Below are 20,995 nucleotides of genomic sequence, written 5' to 3'. Positions count from 1 at the left end.
GACGAGCCCTGAAAATCTCAAGGGGGTTCGACGTTTAATTAACTGGCTGATTTTAAGGCGTTTCACAGCAACGGATAGATTAACAAATTCTAGCCAATCTGCCCACATTAGCGCTACTAGTTTGGGTTGTCACCACAATGCTGAATCTGTAGGGGCGCCGCATGCTGCGCCCCCTTCGGTTTATCAATGGCAGATGAACGGCACCAACGAGCGCAGCGCCAAAGTATCATGATATTCCTGTATCTCTACCCCGTGGCGGAACACTTTAAAGCCCTGCTCCCTGGCGCTGAAGTAGCGCAGATCGTTGCCGCAGACGTGCAGCAGGCTGCCTTCGCGCAGAGCAACAACCGACTCGCTTGGGTTCACCGCACAGAACTCAGCCAGGCGCTCATCACGGGTTTCACCCATGTGGCCGCTGATGTGGGCATCGATGTAATGTGGGTTGATCTGGACCGGGAACAGCCCCAGCGCAGGCAACACGACGCTGTTGCGTACCGGCATATCGTTGGTGGTACGGATGCTCGGCGTCGCCACGTTACAGCCAGCGCTCCAACCTACATAAGGCACTTCGCGCTCACGCACCGCACGCTGGATTGGCACAATCAGGCCATTTTCATGCAGCATCTGGTTCAGCATCCAGGTATTGCCACCGCTGACCAAAATACACTCGGCCTGTGCGATCGCCTCTGCCGGAGACTCGGCGTGGTGGATGCTGGTGACCTTGATACCCAACGTCTGCGACAGTTCCCCCGCGCGCTGGTCGTAATCACCGCGGATCATGGCATAAGGAATAAATACGGCCGACGTAATGTTCCGGCGTTCAATCATGGCCAACAGCTGGCTCTTGGCATAACCGAGCAGTTCGGCCTCGCCGGAAAGCTTGCCGTTACTTAGCAAAAATAGCTCCATGTCTCTCCCTCAGTGCAAGAATGATAAAGGCGTCACATTGAGGGTCAGGCTTGCCCACCATATTGTGACAGTCGTAAATTTGAGGCCTATTGTTATACCTGAATCAGGTAAACAAATATGTGATTTTATGCTGGCTACCGTGGATTGCCGCAACTCATGGCAACAAGATGAACGCTTGCGTCACTAGGTATCCGTAGTGGCTTTTGGTATGCTTAACGGCTGACAGAAAGGCATGTGAAACTATGGAATCTTGGTATTTACTTTATTGTAAGCGCGGCCAGCTGTTGCGGGCCCAGGAACACCTGGTAAGGCAAGCCGTCAACTGCCTGAGCCCAATGATTACGTTGGAGAAAATCGTGCGTGGCAAGCGTACCGCCGTTAGCGAACCGCTGTTTCCCAACTACCTGTTTGTTGAATTCGATCCGGAACGTATTCACACCACCACGATCAGCGCAACCCGTGGTGTCAGCCACTTTGTGCGATTTGGAGCCTTACCGACCCAGATACCTTTACAGGTTATCGAAGAGCTCCAGACGCATAGCGAAGAATACTATGTGGATCCAGAGACCCCGCAGCCGGGCGATACGGTGTTGATCACCGATGGCGTGTTCGAGGGCCTACATGCGATCTACACCGAACCCGACGGTGAAGCCCGCTCGATGCTGCTGCTGAATCTGATCAACAAGCAGATTAATCAGAGCATCGATAACCGGCAGTTCCAGAAGCTGTAATGCAAACAGGCACCCTTGGGTGCCTGTTTTGTCTGCTACCGATTAACGGCGCATCGCATCATCATGCAGCCACTGGGCGACACGCTTGGCGAAGTAGGTCAGCACACCATCAGCCCCGGCACGCTTAAAGCACAGCAAGGACTCCATCACCGCCGGTTGCTCCTGCAGCCAGCCGTTCTGGATCGCCGCCATATGCATCGCATATTCGCCCGACACCTGATAGGCGAAGGTCGGCACCCCGAAGGTATCTTTCACACGCCGCACCACGTCCAAATACGGCATCCCCGGCTTCACCATCACCATATCCGCGCCTTCCTGCAGATCCTGAGCAATCTCTTGCAGGGCTTCGTCGCCGTTGGCTGGATCCATCTGATAGGTTTTCTTGTTGCCGCCTTTCAGGTTACCGGTGGAGCCGAGCGCATCACGGAACGGGCCGTAATAGCATGAGGCATATTTGGCGGAATACGCCATGATCTGGGTATTCACCAGGCCTTGCAGCTCGAGTTGATCGCGGATCGCGCCGATGCGGCCATCCATCATATCGCTGGGAGCCACGATTTCGGCACCGGCTTCAGCGTGAGATAGCGCCTGGCGAACCAGAATTTCTTTGCTGATGTCGTTGATCACGTAGCCATGTTCGTCGATCACGCCGTCCTGCCCATGGGTCGTATACGGGTCGAGCGCCACATCGGTCAGGATCCCCAGCTCCGGCACGGCATCTTTCAACGCACGCACGGTGCGCTGCACCAAACCATCCGGGTTGTAGGCTTCCTCGGCATGCAGCGACTTCAGGCCAGGCTCAATCACCGGGAACAGGGAGATCACCGGCACGCCGAGCTTGGCAATGGCTTCTGCCTCTTTGATCAGCAGATCGATGCTCATGCGCGATACGCCAGGCATCGAGGAAACGGCTTCCTGACGGTTGCTGCCTTCCATGACAAATACCGGGTAGATCAGGTCATTGACCGTTACCTGATTCTCGGCGACCAAACGGCGGCTGAAGTCATGACGGCGCACACGGCGCATACGGCGACCAGGGAAGGTGCCCGGAAATGCATAGCTCATAATTTTCTCCTAACTCAGACCAGCCGGAATAACCGGCGGGCGTTCTCATCAGTTTTCTGGCCCAGCCACGCGGGATCTTCTTCGCGCCAGGTCGCAACCTGCCGAATGATATGGGGCAGAAAACAGGGTTCGTTGCGGCGAGATGCAGGTTTCGGGTGTAAATCCCGGGGCAACAAATAGGGGGCATCGGTTTCCAGCAGCAAACGATCGGCCGGGATTTGGGGTAACAAGGCACGCAGTTCCAGACCCCGGCGCTCATCACAAACCCAACCGGTGATACCGATCGACAGCCCCAGCGCCAGACAGTCCTGTAACTCTTCGGCGCTGCCGGTGAAGCAATGCACGACTGCGGCGGGCAGTTTATCCAACCAAGGGGTCAGCAGTGCAACAAAACGTGCGTGTGCGTCGCGACAATGCAGGAAGACCGGCATATTGAGCTCGGCGGCCAATGCCAACTGGGCGTTGAAAGCCACTTCCTGCTGTTCCGGGGTAGAAAAGTTGCGGTTAAAGTCCAGCCCACATTCACCAATGGCTGCAACGAAGGGCTGCGATGCCAACCGGTGAATGTGCTGCGCGACCTCATCGTTCCAACTGCTGGCATCATGCGGATGCACGCCAGCCGTAGACCAGCAATAGCCACTATGCGCACGGGCCAGGTGACTGGCCGCCTCGCTTTGCTGCGCGTTGGTGCCGGTGATCAGCATCCCCGTCACGCCTGCGGTTTTGGCTCGCTCAACCACCTGTGTGGCATCTTTGGCAAATTGGGAGCTGGTAAGGTTGACGCCAATATCAAACATGGTTTTTCCAAAGCAAAAGCCGCCGATCGGGATAATGCTTGTCAGTTTTCTGGCAATCGCTATTTCCCCCTCACCCCAACCCTCTCCCTCAGGGAGAGGGAGCTGTCCCGCGCACATAGCTAGCCCGTGCAACTTCGGAAAACAACCAGAAAGACAAGGTAGTACGCAAAGCAATCAACGAACTCGATCGGTCCCCTCACCCCAACCCTCTCCCTCAGGGAGAGGGGGCTGTCCCGCGCACATAGCTAGCCCGTGCAACTTCGGAAAGTAGGGGGTAACAACCAGGAAGGCAAGGTAGTACGCAAAGCAATCAACGAACTCGATCGGTCCCCTCTCCCCACCCCTCTCCCTCAGGGAGAGAGAGATGTCCCGCGCACATAGCTAGCCCGTGCAACTTCGGAAAACAACCAGCAAGACAAGGTAGTACGCAAAGCAATCAACGAACTCGATCGGTCCCCTCTCCCTGTGGGAGAGGGTTAGGGTGAGGGCGCTGGTGGCTCTTCGCCTTCCTCTTCTTCCTCTACCGGCTTGCGCCGCTTCCCGACATAGAAGCGGGCGAAGAATACCCCGACCTCAAACAGCAGGTACATCGGGATCGCCAACAAGGTTTGCGAGAACACGTCCGGCGGCGTCAGCAGCATGCCGACCACGAAAGCACCAACCAGCACATACGGGCGTTTCTTACGCAGGTCATCTGGCGTAGTAACACCGCTCCAGCACAGCAGAATAATGGCAACCGGCACTTCAAAAGCCACGCCGAACGCCATAAACAGCGCCATGACGAAACTCAGGTAGTTGCTGATATCGGTCGCAATCGTGACGCCGATGGGTGCAGTTTTGGCAAAAAAGCCAAAGGCCAACGGGAACACGACAAAGTAGGCAAATGCCATCCCCAGATAGAACAACAGGCTGCTGGAGACCAGCAACGGCATCATCAGGCGGCGTTCATGCTGGTACAGCGCAGGAGCGATAAAGGCCCAGACCTGATACAGAATGAAAGGCGCGGCAACGATCACCGAAACCATCATCGTCAACTTGATCGGAGCAAAGAACGGTGAAGCCACGTCAGTGGCGATCATGCTCGCCCCGGCAGGCAACTGGTCGATCAGCGGTGCAGAGACGATCTGATAAATATCGTTAGCGAAAAACACCAACACGATAAAGATCGCCAGCACGCTGATGATCGAATTCAACAGCCGCTTACGCAGTTCAATCAGATGACTGATAAGCGGTTGGGTATCTTCAACGGACATGTTTTAACGTTCGCCACTAGGTTGTTGAGACGCAGGGGATTTATCCGCCACAGGCGCTGGGATGGCCTGCTTTGCAGGGTTTTGCTGATCCACGACCGTTGCCTGAGCCACGGTTGGCACCACCGGCTCACTTTGCACGACTGGCGCAGGTTCCGTGGGCTGCGGTGTAGCAACAGGTGCCGAAGCGGTAGTCGCTGCTTCCGCCGGCGTCACGCCGTCGTGAATGGCTTCAGGATCGGTGACCACTGGATTGTGGATGGTATGCGGCGGCTCGTCCTTATCGACGTGATAAGAACGTTTCAGCGACTCAGCCGCCTCTTTCAGCTCATCCATTGACGCTTTGAGTTCCGGCGTTAAATTCTGCAAGCCCGCTTTCTCCGCCTTCTTCAGGCTTTCCTGCAGTTCTTGCAGCTTCAATTCCTGCGTCAGCTCATTCTGCACCGAAGCCGCCAGAGAGCGCAGCGCTCGGATCCAGCCCGCAACGGTTCTGACCGCCACTGGTAACCGTTCTGGCCCAAGTACCACCAGGCCAATCACCAGTACCAGCAGCAGTTCACCAAACCCAATGTCAAACACGGTTTATACCTGCTCTTTGTTCTTCGACTCTTCCGCTGCTTTCACTTCCGGCTGCTTATCGGTGATAGGCTTAGCCGCAAAGTCTGCATCGTGGTTGGTTTTTTCAGTCGTGTTGGTTGGCGCTGTGCTGTTGTCGTCGCCAATCGCTTTTTTGAAGCCCTTGATTGATGCACCGAGATCGGAACCCAGCGTACGCAGTTTGTTGGTACCAAACAGCAGTACCACGATCACCGCGATGATCAACAATTGCCAAATACTAATACCGCCCATTGTACTTACCTCTGGTTTATAAAAGGGTCTATACCCGTTGTCTTTCAAGTTGCCGCATTATATACCCTTCATCTTTGTGTTGGATATGCCCCGTTTTTGCAGGGCTACAGCGACAACGCTTAACCTGATGGTTAATTTATTCAGACGGTACGTTTCCAACCGACGACCCAGGCCACTACGCCTGCGGCCATCATCCAGGCAGGGAACACCTCTACGCCTCCCAGCAGCAAAATCGTACCACTGACTAACAGTGTAGCGCCAACCCCGAACAAATACCGTGATTGACCTTGCCGAACGCGTTGCGCCTGCATCTGACCGGTCAATTTATCGACGCTTTGCTGCAACAGTTTATGCTGTTGCAGGCTGTCATAAAATAGCTCTGGTAACTCCGGCAGTTTCTCGGCCCAGAACGGCGCTTTTTCTTTCAGCGCGCGGATCACCGCCGGAATGCCCACCTGATCCCGCAGCCAGCTTTCCAGGAACGGCTTCGCCGTGGTCCACAGATCCAGTTGCGGATAGAGCTGGCGGCCAAGGCCCTCAACGTACAGCAGCGTCTTTTGCAGTAATACCAGTTGCGGTTGCACTTCCATATTGAAACGGCGTGCGGTATTGAACAGGTTCAACAGCACGTTGCCGAACGAAATTTCCGCCAGCGGTTTTTCAAAGATCGGCTCGCAGACGGTACGGATGGCAAACTCAAAATCTTCCACGTTGGTATCACGCGGTACCCAGCCAGAATCAACGTGCAGCTCCGCCACCTTACGGTAGTCACGGTTGAAGAAGGCGATAAAGTTTTCCGCCAGATAGCGCTTGTCGTCTTTGTTCAGAGAACCCACGATACCGCAGTCGATGCCGATATAACACGGATCTTCCGGGTGCTCATAGCTGACGAAAATATTGCCTGGGTGCATGTCGGCATGGAAGAAGCTGTCACGGAATACCTGGGTAAAGAACACCTGGACGCCACGCTCGGCCAGCAGTTTCATATTGGTGTTCTGCTGTTCCAGAGCCGCAATATCCGACACCGGGATACCGTAAATCCGCTCCATCACCAGCACGCTTTCACGGCAGTAATCGGAGTAAACCTCTGGCACGTAGAGCATCGGGCTACCGTCAAAATTACGGCGCAGCTGGATGGCGTTGGCCGCTTCACGCAGCAGGTTCAGCTCATCGAGCAGGGTTTTCTCATATTCACGCACCACTTCGCGCGGGCGCAGACGGCGACCGTCCGGCATCAGCTTGGGTACCCAGCCAGCCAGGCGATACATCAGGCGCACATCGGCTTTGATAATCGGCCCAATATCCGGGCGGATCACCTTCAGCACCACCTCTTGGCCGGTCGTTTTCAGCCGGGCGGTATGCACCTGGGCAATCGAAGCCGACGCCAGCGCCTGCTGATCAAAGTCATCAAACCAGGTTTCCAGCGGGCCACCCATCGCCAACTCGATATGCTTACGCGCCAGCGCGCCATCGAACGGCGCTACTCGGTCCTGCAACAGCGTGAGCTGGTCGGCAATATGGGGTGGAAACAGATCGCGGCGGGTCGACATCATTTGGCCGAACTTGATCCACACCGGGCCCAGCTCTTGCAGCGCCAGGCGCAGGCGTTCGCCCAACGGCTGGTCTTTATGACGGTTCGGCATCCAGAACAGCAGGCGACGGCCAATGCGCAGCGGCAGCGTCAAGCGCATCTTGGGGATCAGTTCATCCAGTCCATAGCTCAGGAAAACGCGCACGATCAAATACAGGCGGCAAATTTCGCCAGGGGTCATCGCTTACCCTCCAACTTGTCCAGACGAGCAATCAGTGCGTCCACACTGCGAACGGTGGCATCAACCTCTTCGTTAAACCACACCACTTCAAGCGGGCCGGGAGCCATACGCCACTCTTCGGTCAGCGTTTCGGCCACGTAGCGTTGCTGGCTCTGCAAACCGGATTTCAGCAGGCCCAAACCTTTGCCGACGATCTGACTAACCCCTTGCGCGGCGATGTCGCCCACATAAGGCGCCAGCCATTCCGCCGGATCCCACTCTGCCAGATCGAGCAAGCCGACCAGCTGTTGTACCACCTGAATATCGCCTTCGACGATCAGCTCGCCGCTGCGCATCAGCGGGGAAAGTTGCTGACGATCGCGCAGTTTCAGCAGCACCGGTACGCGGGTTTGCACCGTACAGTCGGCTTTATCTTCTGATTGGCCGAGCACATCCACGCGCTGTTCGCTGAACAGCAGTACCAACGGCGAAGAGAGTTCCTGTAGCTCAATACGTAACACTTTACCCGCCAGCCGTTGGCGGGCGGTTTTCATGCTGCGATCGCGAAACAGCAGGCTATTGAGCGAGGTTTCCAGCACGCCGGTCAGTAACGGGGTTAGCAGCATCGGCATTTCCATATCAGAACTTGAAGCCCCGGTGCAGCGCCACGATACCGCCGGTCAGGTTGAAGTAGTTGACGTTCTCGAAGCCGGCCGCAGCCATCATACCCTTCAGGGTTTCCTGATCGGGGTGCATGCGGATCGATTCTGCCAGATAGCGGTAGCTGTCCGGATCTTTCACCACCAGCTCACCAATTTTTGGCAGCACGTGGAAGGAATAGGCGTCGTAAGCCTTGCTCAGCGGCTCCAGCAGCGGCTTGGAAAATTCCAGCACCAGCAGGCGGCCCCCCGGTTTCAGCACGCGGAACATCGAGCGCAGCGCTTTGTCTTTGTCGGTGACGTTGCGCAGGCCAAAGGAAATGGTGATGCAGTCAAAATAGTTATCTGGGAACGGCAGCGCTTCGGCGTTGGCCTGCACGTAGCTGATATTGCCAACGATGCCGTGGTCGCGCAGCTTTTCGCGCCCCATCTTGAGCATGGAATCGTTGATATCCGCCAGCACCACCTGCCCCTGCTCACCCACCATGCGGGAGAACTTGGCGGCCAGATCGCCAGTACCACCGGCCAGATCCAGCACGCGCTGGCCGCGGCGCACGCCGCTGCAATCGATGGTAAAACGCTTCCAGATACGATGGATACCAAACGACATCAGGTCGTTCATCACGTCATATTTTGCCGCTACCGAGTGAAAAACGTTGGCCACCATGGCCTGCTTCTCGTCTCTTGCTACGGTACGAAAGCCAAAATCGGTGGTTTCCTGCGCTTGATCTGCCATTGTCCTGCCTGCCATTCAGTCAATTTAGTGTCGTGGAGTGTATCAGAAAGCCGCGTAATACCCCACCTTGCAACGGCATCATCCGTGCGATGCGCGATGTGGTTCTTCGTTGCTATCGTCGTTCTCTTCCCCCGGCAGCGAGGCGATATCCTCGTCTGGCTCAGAGAACAGCTCATCATCCTGTTGTTCCGATGCCTGCTGCGCCAAAAGCGGGTTGATGGGACGTTTAATCTCAACCCCAAGCGCGCGGAAGCCCTCGATCCGGCCGATAAGATTACCACGGCCTTCGCTCAGTTTATTCATCGCCTGGTGATAACTGCCCTGCGCCCTATCCAGGCTCTGCCCCAGGGCCGACATATCGTCAACGAACAGGCGCATCTTGTCATACAGCCGGGAGGCACGATCGGCGATCCGCTGGGCGTTCTGGCTCTGGTGCTCATAGCGCCACAGGTTGGTAATGGTACGCAGCGCCACCAGCAAGGTGGTCGGGCTGACCAGCATGATGTTATGTTGCAATGCCTCGCTAATCAGCTCCGGCTCACGATCGATGGCCAGCAGGAAGGCCGGCTCCACAGGAATGAACATCAGCACATAATCCAGCGAACGCAGGCCAGGTAACTGTTGATAATCTTTACGGCCCAGCACACGGATGTGCCCGCGCAGCGAAGTGATATGTTCGGTCAACGCCGCTTCGCGTTCGAAGTCATCTTCACTGTTGAAGTAACGCTCATAGGCCACCAGCGACATTTTGGCGTCGATCACCACGTCCTTACCCTGTGGCAAACGCACGATCACGTCTGGCTGCATGCGGCTTTGGCTATCCAGCCGCACATTGACCTGCGTCTCATACTCATGCCCTTCACGCAGGCCAGAGGCTTCCAACACGCGGCTCAGCACCACCTCGCCCCAGTTGCCCTGGGTTTTGTTATCGCCTTTTAGCGCCTTGGTGAGGTTGAGCGCCTCGCGAGCCATTTGCGCATTCAACTGTTGCAGATTACGGATTTCGTGCGTCAATGTATGGCGTTCGCGGGCTTCCTGGCCAAAACTGTCCTGCACCTGGCGGCGGAAACCATCCAACTGCTCGCGTAACGGCAGCAACAGGCGATCCAGGCTTTGCTTATTTTGCTCATCTACCTTACGGCCGCTGTTTTCGAAAATGCGGTTGGCCAGATTCTCAAACTGGGTGGTCAAACGCTGTTCACTGCTGATCAACAGCCGCTGTTTCTCTTCTGCGGCCATCCGAGTCTCTTCCAGGCGGATCGTCACCTCACGCAGTTCCGCTTCCTGAGCGCTGTTGACTTCACGCTGTGCGCGTAGCTCCTGGTTCAGCAATTCACATTCATTGCGCCAATGGTTGAGCTGTTGCAGCCTCTCCTGCCCGGCGGCCAGTTGGCTGTGCAGGGTGCGCAGTTCCAGATCGTTTTGCCGCAGCAGCTGTTCCTGGCGTTGCAGCGTCTCTTGGCGGGAGGCAGTTTCAAGCTGTGCCTGCTGTAAAGACTGTTCCAGCAGACGCATGTCGGTTTCATGTTGCGCACCGTGCTGCTGCGCACGCAGGCTGGCGATCAGCCACCCCAGCAGTAAACCTATCGCTACGCCACCAATACCGTAAACCAAACTGGTATCCACCCTGCCTCCTGTCATGCATGCACTTGCGGCGCGTTTTACGCCTGTTGCCTGCCACGTTAAAGGGAGCCTGTATGGATGTCCAGTCTGTTTTTATGTGGAAGTGAGCGCGGTAACCACGGAGGTACCGCGCTAATAAGGCAGGTTAAAACAGTTTGAAACGGTATTCGGCGATAAACTCGGTGGAAAGCGAGTGGGAGGTCTGGGAATGCCCATCCACCAGTATCGGCGTTTTATTGCTGTTCTTATAAGACCAGCCCGGCCCGGCCATGGCGAATACCGTCAGGTTTTTCAGCTTGGGATGGGAGGGAGCCCAGCGGCCAAAGACGTTGATCTCACCGGTACGCACCGCTGCGCCCTGGTAGCTGAACTGGCCAACGTTGCCCGCCAGCCCGGCGGTAAACTCAGGCGTGATGCGGTATTCGGCCATGGTGGCCAGCATGGTTTCGCCATCGCGCATATAGTCTTCGCCAGCATAGGCCATGGAGGTGAAGGTCCCGCGTGAGTTTTTTGACATATGGCGCGGGTAGAAGCCAAGCTGGCCCTCTCCCTTCGGCGCTCGCGTATGGGCGACGCCGACCTTGACGCTCCACAGCGGCTCCTGCCATTTGGCATCCAGCGCATAGTGGTTGGCGTTATGATCGAAGTTGCGCTTGCTCAGCGCCATCTGTTTATAGTCATCCAGCGCCTGAGTGGTGTAAATCTGGCTGCCCAGGCTGAGTTTCTCATCGACCTTGTAGCTCATACGCAAGATCTGACGGCGCAGATAGTCCTGAGATTCTCCGTAGGCCAGTTGACCGTTAAATGCTTTATTCTCATAACCCAGCTCGGCACTGGCAAGATGGTTGATATAGCGACCATCGTTAGTTTGCAAACGCAGGCTGTCGGGTGAGCTACGATCCATCGAACGTTCAACATACGCGCCGCGCAAAGAGAGCCCTGCACCGGACACGCCTCCGGACCACCCCAGGTAAGTCGTCGGCGACAGGCGAGTAGAGGTGGAAATCACGCCGTAGTTACGCAGCACCTGCCAGCCTGCCTGCGCATTCAGCGCCGCGCCGCCCACGTCGCCTTTCAGCTTGATATAGCGCTGGCCCACCTTGCTGTAGCCAGCAGCGTTTTCTTTGCGGTTGCCAGGGCCGTTGTTATACAGGACCCCACGGGTATTGAAGTAATCACTGGCACCCAGCTTTACCGCGCTGTAGTAATCGAGATTAACGCCGATAAAGTCCGCCAGATAGCCGGACTGATAGCCCAGTGCCAACCCTTGCCCCCAGGCGTTATGCACCTCTTTTGGGTTGGCGGCATCTTCCTTGAGGTACTTCCAGTAGTTTTTCAGCGACAGTTCAGCATGGCTGTCGCTGAAAAAGGGCGAATTCAGGACGTCATCAACGCTGGCCTGGGCCGCGGTAGAGAATAGCGAAATAGCGACCAGACAGCTTAAAGCAGAACGTTTCATTATTGTTATCCCCGAAAAAGGTATAGAAAATCCCTGCCGAGGCGATATGCTATCGCCCCAGATAATATCCCCGAGCCAAAAGGGTGGGTTATTTTATTGGGTAATAATCAAGGTGCTTTATTGAGTAACGCTTTCCCTTTAGCGACATAAGTCATATCGCCAATATCGGTTACGGTATATTTCCCGTCTTTATAAGTCATCTTGACGACGGCCGCATTAGTCAGTGGCTTATTTTTGTTCGGATTATCGGTCATATCGGAAATCATCATCTGCATCGAGAGCCCGGAAGAGACCGCCAGAATGTTTTTATCCCCATTCTTTACCGCATTCTGCACCATGGTATGCAAGGCTCGTTGCATACGGGTTTTGACCTGCTGCGCGCTTTCCGCCTCTTGCTTATCATCGCTTTGTGTAATGGCATCCACCATCGGGATCAGGCTGATCTTGCCTTCGCCCATTTGCTTGAACATCTCGGCACCCGAGGCCAGGCCCAGCTTCTTGGCCGCAGCGTCGGCCATTTCTGCGTTAGCACGCCCTTCAAAACCGCCGAAGAACATTTCGCGCAGGTCGGTCAGTTCCGTGACCTTGGCGTCCGACTTGCCCATTTCCTTGAGGATCACCTGCATCGTTTCCCGCTGGCGGCCAGCGTCGCTGGTGTAGAAGCTATCGAAAGGGATCCCCTTCAACCCGGCACCCAGATAGCGTGCGGTTTCGATCCCGGCCGGTGTCAGCGGTGAGTCAGCCCAGCCCTGCACGCGATCGTAGGTATTGAGCAGCGTTTTACCGTGGCGAGCAAAATAGATATCGACGCTGTCGCTTTGCGCGGCAGTTACGTTGAAGGCTGCAGCAGAGGAAACGGCAAGTACGGAGGCCAGTAGCCAGGTTTTAATTTTCATTAGTTTTTCCTTAGTGAACAAAATAACGCCTATAGGTTAATTTTTTTAATCATCGGCAGATCATTTGCCAAAATAAGGGCGAAAAAAAACCCAAACCCATGACATTGGTTCGTCAACGGGTTTGGGTTTTGCCTGTTTATTCACAGTAACAATCCACTTATTGGGAAAATAACACTGTTAAAAAAATAAGGGAATTAAAAAACGCCGGTTAAGGATAAATTCGTGATCGAATTCTCACTGTGACGCGGAATAATTAAAATATGCGGTTATTGGCAAGGCACCGGTTCATGCCATCCACTGGGTAAACCATTTGATACCAAAGGCGCCTGGCGCCAGGATGCCGAAGGCCCAGACCATTGCCGAGGCCACATTGGCAATCTGGAACGCGGTTTGCGGCATGGCACAGATGCCCCCCACCAGCGGTACTACGGCGCGCAACGGCCCGAAGAAGCGCCCAAAGAAGATGCCCAGCACGCCCCAGCGCTCAAAAAATGCATGGCCACGCACCAACAGCTGTGGATTGCGTGACAGCGGCCACATATGGGCTACACGCCCCTGATAGTGATAGCCTACCCAATAGGAGAGCCAGTCACCAAAGAAGGCACCGGCCGCCGCCGCCGCCCAGATCGGCCAGAAGGCAATGCCGCTCTCGCCAATCAACGCCCCCAACCCCAGCAGAATAACCGTGGCAGGCAGCAACAACGAGAGGAAGGCCAGCGACTCGCCAAACGCCAGGAAGAAGACGATCGGGATCGCCCAGGCTTCATGCTGGCGCACTGTTTCGCTAACCCAGTTAATCACGTCATTGAGGTTCATAGCCTGCCCCTTTTGAGAACGGATCCGACCTCAAAGATACGCAGTACCCCACCTCACTGGTTAAACCCCGGTTAAACATGGTGCCGTTATTCCAGATAGAGCGCCTGCAACGTCTCGAGCTGGCTTTGCCCCAGACCATATTCGGCTTCCAACCAACGGCTGCTGGAACCATATTGCTCATGAATGCAACCCAACGCGGTCGCCAGGAACTCTTCACGTGCGCTGAGCACATAGGCAAACTGCGCCACCGAGGCGTCGTTCAGGCGGCTGGAGATCTGATCCAGCATGTGTTCACGGTAGCTCGCCAGCGTGGTTTCCGTCAGCAGATAATCTTCCATTACCGTAGCCTCATCCGCACCCAGCGCCAGCAGTACCATCGCCGAACCAACTCCGGTACGGTCTTTGCCTACCGCACAGTGCTGCACAATCGCACCGCCTTCAGGCTGAGCCAACAGTTGTGCCAGTTGACGATAGGCGCCGTTATTGAACGGCAGGCGGCGGTACAGCTCCAGCATAAAGGCCCGGGCATCAAACTTGGCCAGCGTTTCGTCGGTGAGTTTTTCAAGGTTGGCATTCACTTCGCTGCTGAGCGGGTTGGCCGGCACGTGGTAATAGTCGGCTCCCGACCATAGCACGTCAGGTTTTGCCTGCACTTCGTCGAAGTCGCGGTAATCCAGCACCGAACGCATTGGCATCTGAGCCAGGTAGCTACAGTCGTTTTCACTCAAGCGATCCAGAGCGCCGGAACGAAACAGCAGCCCGCGTTTGATACGGCGGCCATCGGCCACGCTGTTGCCGCCTAAATCGCGGAAGTTGATGCCACCGTCTAACGGCGCAAGTGAAGGATGGAGCAGGATCTGAGCGGTCATAAGACGTCCTTACATTGATTGTCTCGGGATATGCCGCCACATCAGCCAGCAATCGGCAAACACAGACAACAGAAGGCCAGCAGCATGACGCAGAGGGGGATAACCGTAACAGAAGGAGAAACGGGCCGTCAAACGGCCCGCTTTTAACGAGGATTTGGATTACAGCAGACGGCGAGCTGCCTCAACGACGATTTGCACCGCCTGGCTTTCAGTCTTCTTCATGGTTTCCGCATTCGGGATCTCTTGCTGGGTGCGGTTAACGATCACACCAGCAACCATCCCTGCACGCAGGCCCTGGCTGGCGCACATGGTCAGCAAGGTGGCGGATTCCATTTCATAGTTCATCACGCCCATCGACTGCCACTCTTCCATCGAGCCTTTAAAGCGGCTGACCACACGGCCGGAATAGGTGTCGTAACGTTCCTGGCCTGGGTAGAAGGTATCGGAAGAGGCCGTCACGCCGATATGCGTGGTAGCACCGCTGGCCTTGGCGGCTTCAACCAGCGCCGTGGTACAGGCAAAGTCCGCCACTGCCGGGAATTCCATTGGGGCAAAGTGCAAGCTGGCACCGTCGAGGCGCACAGCAGCGGTTGTCACCAGCACGTCGCCCACGTTGATATTGGCCTGAATGGCACCGGTCGTGCCGATACGCAGGAAGGTACGGATACCCAGCTGTGCCAACTCTTCAACGGCGATCGAGGTAGATGGGCCACCGATACCGGTTGAGCACACGATCACTGCCTTGCCATCCAGCTCTGCACGCCAAGAGGTAAATTCGCGGTGGGAAGCCAGGTGAACCGGGTTTTCCATCAGCTTGGCAATTTTCTCAACACGCTGCGGATCGCCAGGGACGATGGCCAATGTAGCGCCTTGCAGATCGTTTTTAGTGAGACCGAGGTGGAAAACGTCAGACTGAGACATGGGGGACTCCTCATGGATACGGTTTTTGGGAGGAACAAACAGAGATTCTACTGACAATCGCTGTTAAATTTCGTGATGATCATCACTTTGAATAAAGAAACAGAAATTCATCTACATTATTTTTGTGATTTAAATCACATAAAAAACCCTGACACGCTTAATCTCCACTCAGTTTATACCAAGTTGCTGTCTGAGCAGCCATTGCTATCATGCGCGAAAATTCACCATGCGGTGCTAATAAGCGCTAATCTGCCTATAGTTAACTGCCGCGCTTTTTCTCTAACGCATGGAGCCTGCAATCAATGAAAACAGAACAACAAATGACGTTAAACCAGGCCAAAGGGGGATTTACCCCGGCCGTCGCACCGTTGGCCACCTCAACCATTCTGACCGATGTGCAGGATATACACGTGGGGGAAACCACTATCCCTTCGCAGGGGGACGATCTGCCAGCCTATATCGCCAAGCCGGCCCATCATCAAGGGCCGTTCCCAATTGTGCTGGTCGTGCAGGAAATCTTTGGCGTGCATGAGCACATTCAGGATCTGTGCCGCCGCCTGGCCAAGCAGGGCTATCTGGCCATCGCTCCAGAACTCTATTTCCGCCAGGGCGATGCCAGAGAGTACAGCGAAATCAGCGAGCTGATGCAAAAGCTGGTCAGCAAGGTGCCTGATAGCCAGGTATTGGCGGATCTGGATCACGCTGCGCACTGGGCAACGCGCCACGGCGGCGATGCCGGCAAGTTGGCGATCACCGGTTTCTGCTGGGGCGGTCGCATCACCTGGCTGTATGCCGCACATAACCCGCAGTTGAAAGCGGCAGTGGCCTGGTACGGCAAGCTGGTGGGGGAGAAAACCTTGAATTCGCCGAAGCATCCGGTTGATATAGCGATCGATCTTTCGGCGCCGGTACTTGGGCTCTACGGTGGCCAGGATGGCAGCATTCCGCAAGAAACGGTGGAAACCATGCGCCAGGCGATCCGTGCGGCCAATGCCGATGCGGAAATTGTGGTGTATCCAGAAGCGGGTCACGCTTTCCACGCCGATTACCGGCCAAGCTATAACGCGGAGGCTTCCGCCGACGGTTGGCAGCGCATGTTGGCCTGGTTCAGCCAGCATGGCGTGGCAGGTGTGAAGTAATCGTCAGGGGCAGTGTGTCACCAATCTCCCCTCACCCCAACCCTCTCCCAATGTACAAACTGAGGATATCATGGGCTTTTGTGTAGGGAGAGGGAGCCAGTTCGGTGCTGCGTTCAGGTACAAGAGTTAATCTGTGACAGGATTGATGTCGAGGACGAAAACCATAATCAAATGGTGGCACTTTCGGTCCCCTTCCGATGTTAAGACCAGGGCTTCTTGGACACGAGTTCGGGGGAGCCAGTTCGGTGCTGCATTCAGGTACAAGAGTTAATCTGTGGCAGGATTGATGTCGAGGACGAAAACCATAATCAAATGGTGGCACTTTCGGTCCCCTTCCGATGTTAAGACCGGGGCTTCTTGGACACGGGTTCGGGGAGCCAGTTCGGTGCTGCATTCAGGTACAAGAGTTAATCTGTGGCAGGATTGATGTCGAGAACGAAAACCATAATCAAATGGTGGCACTTTCGGTCCCCTTCCGATGTTAAGACCGGGGCTTCTTGGACACGGGTTCGGGGGAGCCAGTTCGGTGCTGCGTTCAGGTACAAGAGTTAATCTGTGGCAGGATTGATGTCGAGGACAAAAACCATAATCAAATGGTGGCACTTTCGGTCCCCTTCCGATGTTAAGACCGGGGCTTCTTGGACACGGGTTCGGGGGAGCCAGTTCGATGCTGCATTCAGGTACAAGAGTTAATCTGTGGCAGGATTGATGTCGAGGACGAAAACCATAATCAAATGGTGGCACTTTCGGTCCCCTTCCGATGTTAAGACCGGGGCTTCTTGGACACGGGTTCGGGGGAGCCAGTTCGGTGCTGCGTTCAGGTACAAGAGTTAATCTGTGACAGGATTGATGTCGAGGACGAAAACCATAATCAAATGGTGGCACTTTCGGTCCCCTTCCGATGTTAAGACCGGGGCTTCTTGGACACGGGTTCGGGGGAGCCAGTTCGGTGCTGCGTTCAGGTACAAGAGTTAATCTGTGACAGGATTGATGTCGAGGACGAAAACCATAATCAAATGGTGGCACTTTCGGTCCCCTCTCCCTGTGGGAGAGGGTTAGGGTGAGGGGCATCTCCTCTTAGCTCAGTGACAAAGTGCCAAACGCACCGTGCCAATCGTGCTCGAACTTCTCAACCGCTGCCTGCACCGCCGGGGCGCTGATAAACTGCTCTGCGACATCAACCGGTAAGGTAATAGCTTCACAACCTGCCAACAGGCACTCCAGCGCCTGACGCGGAGTCTTGAAGCTGGCTGCCAGCACCTTGGCCTGCGGAGCGTGCAGTTCTAACAAGTGCTGTAACTCCTGCACGGTAGCAATGCCATTGCCGCCCTGGGCATCCACGCGGTTGACGTAAGGTGCCACGTACTCTGCCCCTGCCAAGGCAGAAAGCAGCCCCTGCGCAGCCCCATACACCGCCGTCCCCAGCGTTGGAACAGCCATGCTGCGCAGGATTTTGATCGCTGCCAGCCCTTCCCCCGTCACCGGCACTTTCACCACCAGGCCAGGAACGCGCTGGTGAAGCATTATCGCCTCTTCAACCATCTGCTCGGCCGTAGTCGCCATCACCTGGGCAAACAATTTTCCTTCACCACCGATGATATCGCGTAAAGCGGGCAGCACTTCCCATAGCGACGTACGTGATGCCGCCACAATGCTCGGGTTAGTTGTTACCCCTTGCAACGGCAACACACGTGCCAGACGTTTCACCGCATTGATGTCGGCAGTATCCAGATAGAGTTCCATAGTTGCTCCTCAAGGCTAAAAATGAAGGGCGCCGCAGCGCCCAAAAATGGATTACAGTTCAAGCTCTTGTTTCAGCAACGCTTCTACCTGTTGGGCAGACACTGCGTTCACCAGTGCGTCACGGAAACCTTCATGCATGATGCGCCGCGCCAGCTTGGAGAAAATCCGCATATGCTGGTCGCCGGCGGCATGTTTATTAAGGGTCAGCATAATCACGAACTGCGCCTCTTCATCGCCCCATACGACCGGCTGTGCCAGCTTGGCCACGCTGATGGTGGACTGTTCAATATGTTCAGATTTGGTATGCGGAATGGCAAAACCGAAGCCCAGTCCGGTGGAGAATACCGCCTCACGCGCCCACAAATCGGCGGCAAGATTACGTGGATAACGGCAACGCCCGGCCAGCAGCAGGTTATCGGCCATCCCTTTGATCACCTCTTCTTTGCTGCGCCAATCTGCCCCCAGGGCAATGCATTCCGGCGTGATCAGCGGCGCATCGCTTTGCTCCATGCGGAACTGGGCCAGCAGATGTTCCACTTCCAGCGACGTACGGCAGGCCATGGCCCGGTTGAGCAGTAAACGGCATTCGCGGCTGTCCAGCTTGGCCAGGCGGGTTTTGGTGGCGGCAATGGAAGGCGCGCTCATGCTGATCTCATCCAGCCCCATCCCCACCAGCAGTGGCAACACCGAACCTTTCGCCCCCAGCTCGCCACACAGGCCGATCCATTTGCCGTGTCGGTGCACTTCACGCACCGCATGATCCAACCCACGCAGGAACGCCGGGTTCAGGCTGTTGTAGTGTTTGATGACCTTGGCATTATCACGATCCACTGCCAGCAGGTACTGCGTCAGATCGTTGCTGCCGATACTGAAGAAGTCGATCTCCTCACAGCACTGGTCGATGATAAACAGCACCGAAGGCACTTCCAGCATGATGCCGAGCGGGATTTTTTCGTCGAACGGGATCTGCCCGGCACGCAGCGATTGCTTCACTTCGGCCAGTTGATCCTTCACCCACAGGATCTCCTCCATTGAGGAGATCATCGGGATCATGATCTTCAGCGGACCGTGTGCCGAAGCGCGCAGGATCGAGCGCAGCTGGGTGCGGAACAGCGGCAGGAATTCCTGATAGATACGCACCGCCCGGTAACCGAGGAACGGGTTGTTTTCGGCCGGGATGTTCAGATAATCCACCGGCTTGTCGCCGCCGATATCCATGGTGCGCACGATGATCGTCTTGCCTGCGGCGGCTTCCACCGCCTGGCAGTAAATGTTGTAAAGCTCATCTTCAGAAGGCGCAGTCAGGCGATCCATGTACAGCATTTCGGTACGGAACAGGCCTACTGCCTCGGCACCGTTGCTGAAGGCCGCCTCTGCTTCTACCGCATGGGCGATATTGGCGGCAACTTCCATCCGCACACCGTCGGCCGTACGCCCCGGTTGATCGAGATAGGCGCTTTGCTGGCTGCGGATCTGCTCGCTCAGCCACTGCTCCTGCTGATAATAACGACGAACCGGTTCACTGAGATCGCAGGCCACCAGCCCAAGATCACCGTCGATCTGCACCGATTGATTCAAATATGGCAGCATTGCAGCGGCATCGACGCCAACCAGGGTTGGAATGTTAAAGGAGCGCGCCAGGATCACCGTATGCGAGGTGCTACCGCCGCTGCCCAGCAACAGGCCTTTCAAATAACGCTTATCCAGCTCCAGGAATTGGCTCGGGGTCAGCTCATCGGTGATGCAGATGCTGTCAACGCTCAGCGCCTGCTGCGCCGGGAAGCTCTGCTCGCCATAAATTTGCTGTAATAGCTGGAAGCTGACATCACGAATATCCAGTTCGCGCTCGCGCAGATAGGCACTGGCAGACTGTGCCAACTGTTGGCTGAAGTGGGCCGCGGTGGCCACAATGGCAGCGGCACAACTTTCCCCTGCCAGCACGCCATCAAGCAGGTGCTGGCGGAATGCGCCGTCACGTAGCAAGGAGCGATGCGCTTCCAGCACCGCCGTAGTGGTGCCGTTACCGCCCATCAGTTGCAGATCCAGCGCCTTGCCAAACCGCGCCAACCCTTCAGCCAACTGCTGCTGCTCCTGTTCAACAGACTGCGTAGGCGGCAACGTCAGGGCGTTTAAATCCACCCGCGCCAGATGCACCAGTTTGCCATTAGCGGTGCCTTGGTTGACGGAGCGAGCGCGTACCAACGTTGGGTTCAGGTTAGCCAGAGACTGCGGGATAGGCTCCTGCTCTGCCTGGTCATTCACCTGTGGCAGCGCTTCGTCACAGTGCGGGAATTCATGTTGGATAAACTGGCTCAGGCGCTCAAACGCCGCCTGTTCATCTTCCCCTTCGATGGTGATGCGGCATTCATCACCCAGCAAAATATCGGTCCCGATCAGTGACAGCACGCTTTTGCCGTCGCCACGCAGGCCGCTACGCGAGTTGTGCCATTCAAAGCGGGAACGGAAACCGTTGCACAGGGTTTCGATATGGCTGGCTGGGCGGGCATGTACCCCGTTGGGCAGCACGCAGGTAAACGTCACTATTTTCGCCATCACTCTTTCCTCATACCAAAAGCAGCGGTGAACAACACCGGTTTGCCACAAGGATAAAAGCGCAGCGCGGCCCGGGGCTATCGGATAAAAATGTCAAACACTGGACAAATGTATCCTGACGGCATAAATGCGATGCCGCTCACAAAGCCCGTTGCCACAAGCCCGGTTTATTCTGTCGCACACTTTGAGTTAGATCGCACTTTTCTCCTGACAATACAAAAATCCAGTA

General features: G+C 55.8%; 19 protein-coding genes. 2 read left to right on the top strand and 17 right to left on the bottom strand.

Features of this window, described 5'->3' with window-relative positions:
* Positions 1-183 precede the first annotated feature (183 nt).
* Positions 184-909, bottom strand: coding sequence for a dipeptidase PepE (gene pepE / locus ACX9GU_RS02115; RefSeq protein WP_024485470.1), 726 nt, complete (start codon positions 907-909; stop codon positions 184-186).
* A 242-nt stretch (positions 910-1,151) separates the two neighbouring features.
* Between pepE and rfaH the strand changes: the two genes are divergently transcribed.
* Entirely contained in the window at positions 1,152-1,640 is a 489-nt protein-coding gene (rfaH, locus tag ACX9GU_RS02110; protein WP_021181462.1) for a transcription/translation regulatory transformer protein RfaH, read from the top strand.
* A gap of 42 nt (positions 1,641-1,682) precedes the next feature.
* On the opposite strand, the gene hemB is transcribed toward rfaH, so the two are convergent.
* The 14 genes from hemB to udp form a co-directional block, all read right to left on the bottom strand.
* Positions 1,683-2,705 (bottom strand): porphobilinogen synthase, encoded by a 1,023-nt coding sequence (hemB, locus tag ACX9GU_RS02105; protein WP_021181463.1) that lies wholly within the window; start codon positions 2,703-2,705, stop codon positions 1,683-1,685.
* A gap of 14 nt (positions 2,706-2,719) precedes the next feature.
* Positions 2,720-3,502, bottom strand: coding sequence for a 3'-5' ssDNA/RNA exonuclease TatD (gene tatD / locus ACX9GU_RS02100; protein WP_059201910.1), 783 nt, complete (start codon positions 3,500-3,502; stop codon positions 2,720-2,722).
* 476 nt (positions 3,503-3,978) lie between these two features.
* Positions 3,979-4,755: a Sec-independent protein translocase subunit TatC gene (gene tatC / locus ACX9GU_RS02095; protein ID WP_473193717.1), complete on the bottom strand. Its 777-nt coding sequence runs from the start codon at positions 4,753-4,755 to the stop codon at positions 3,979-3,981.
* 3 nt (positions 4,756-4,758) lie between these two features.
* Entirely contained in the window at positions 4,759-5,331 is a 573-nt protein-coding gene (gene tatB / locus ACX9GU_RS02090) for a Sec-independent protein translocase protein TatB (RefSeq protein ID WP_473193716.1), read from the bottom strand.
* 3 nt (positions 5,332-5,334) lie between these two features.
* Complete coding sequence (tatA, locus tag ACX9GU_RS02085; protein WP_021181467.1) at positions 5,335-5,601, bottom strand: Sec-independent protein translocase subunit TatA; 267 nt, start codon at positions 5,599-5,601, stop codon at positions 5,335-5,337.
* Positions 5,602-5,741: 140 nt separating this feature from the next.
* The gene (gene ubiB / locus ACX9GU_RS02080) at positions 5,742-7,373 is read right to left on the bottom strand and encodes a ubiquinone biosynthesis regulatory protein kinase UbiB (protein ID WP_021181468.1); all 1,632 of its coding nucleotides are present in this window, start codon (positions 7,371-7,373) and stop codon (positions 5,742-5,744) included.
* Positions 7,370-7,978, bottom strand: a complete 609-nt coding sequence (gene ubiJ / locus ACX9GU_RS02075; protein WP_473193715.1) for a ubiquinone biosynthesis protein UbiJ — start codon at positions 7,976-7,978, stop codon at positions 7,370-7,372. The genes ubiB and ubiJ overlap by 4 nt, the downstream gene beginning before the upstream one ends.
* 13 nt (positions 7,979-7,991) lie before the next feature.
* Entirely contained in the window at positions 7,992-8,747 is a 756-nt protein-coding gene (ubiE, locus tag ACX9GU_RS02070) for a bifunctional demethylmenaquinone methyltransferase/2-methoxy-6-polyprenyl-1,4-benzoquinol methylase UbiE (protein ID WP_021181470.1), read from the bottom strand.
* A gap of 78 nt (positions 8,748-8,825) precedes the next feature.
* Positions 8,826-10,373, bottom strand: coding sequence for a DNA recombination protein RmuC (gene rmuC / locus ACX9GU_RS02065; protein ID WP_473193714.1), 1,548 nt, complete (start codon positions 10,371-10,373; stop codon positions 8,826-8,828).
* Between the two features lie 142 nt (positions 10,374-10,515).
* Positions 10,516-11,829 carry an OprD family outer membrane porin gene (locus tag ACX9GU_RS02060; RefSeq protein WP_473193713.1) on the bottom strand — a complete coding sequence of 438 codons (1,314 nt, stop codon included), beginning with the start codon at positions 11,827-11,829 and terminating at the stop codon, positions 10,516-10,518.
* A 107-nt stretch (positions 11,830-11,936) separates the two neighbouring features.
* Positions 11,937-12,719: a histidine phosphatase family protein gene (locus tag ACX9GU_RS02055; protein WP_235784836.1), complete on the bottom strand. Its 783-nt coding sequence runs from the start codon at positions 12,717-12,719 to the stop codon at positions 11,937-11,939.
* Positions 12,720-13,010: 291 nt separating this feature from the next.
* Positions 13,011-13,541 (bottom strand): DedA family protein, encoded by a 531-nt coding sequence (locus tag ACX9GU_RS02050; protein ID WP_024485458.1) that lies wholly within the window; start codon positions 13,539-13,541, stop codon positions 13,011-13,013.
* An 86-nt stretch (positions 13,542-13,627) separates the two neighbouring features.
* Positions 13,628-14,410: a tyrosine-protein phosphatase gene (locus ACX9GU_RS02045; protein WP_473193712.1), complete on the bottom strand. Its 783-nt coding sequence runs from the start codon at positions 14,408-14,410 to the stop codon at positions 13,628-13,630.
* A gap of 159 nt (positions 14,411-14,569) precedes the next feature.
* Complete coding sequence (gene udp / locus ACX9GU_RS02040; RefSeq protein WP_024531115.1) at positions 14,570-15,331, bottom strand: uridine phosphorylase; 762 nt, start codon at positions 15,329-15,331, stop codon at positions 14,570-14,572.
* Between the two features lie 302 nt (positions 15,332-15,633).
* Between udp and ACX9GU_RS02035 the strand changes: the two genes are divergently transcribed.
* On the top strand, positions 15,634-16,470 hold the full coding sequence (locus ACX9GU_RS02035; RefSeq protein WP_473193711.1) for a dienelactone hydrolase family protein: 837 nt from the start codon (positions 15,634-15,636) through the stop codon (positions 16,468-16,470).
* Between the two features lie 1,077 nt (positions 16,471-17,547).
* On the opposite strand, the gene fsa is transcribed toward ACX9GU_RS02035, so the two are convergent.
* Together fsa and ptsP are read right to left on the bottom strand one after the other, a co-directional pair.
* Positions 17,548-18,213 carry a fructose-6-phosphate aldolase gene (gene fsa / locus ACX9GU_RS02030; RefSeq protein ID WP_473193710.1) on the bottom strand — a complete coding sequence of 222 codons (666 nt, stop codon included), beginning with the start codon at positions 18,211-18,213 and terminating at the stop codon, positions 17,548-17,550.
* Positions 18,214-18,264: 51 nt separating this feature from the next.
* Positions 18,265-20,766, bottom strand: coding sequence for a phosphoenolpyruvate--protein phosphotransferase (ptsP, locus tag ACX9GU_RS02025; RefSeq protein WP_473193709.1), 2,502 nt, complete (start codon positions 20,764-20,766; stop codon positions 18,265-18,267).
* Between the last annotated feature and the right edge of the window lie 229 nt (positions 20,767-20,995).

Source organism: Serratia sp. K1WW1 (assembly GCF_055790865.1).
The sequence above is the reverse complement of the archived record's forward strand: the minus strand, read 5'-3'. Positions and strand labels throughout refer to the sequence as shown.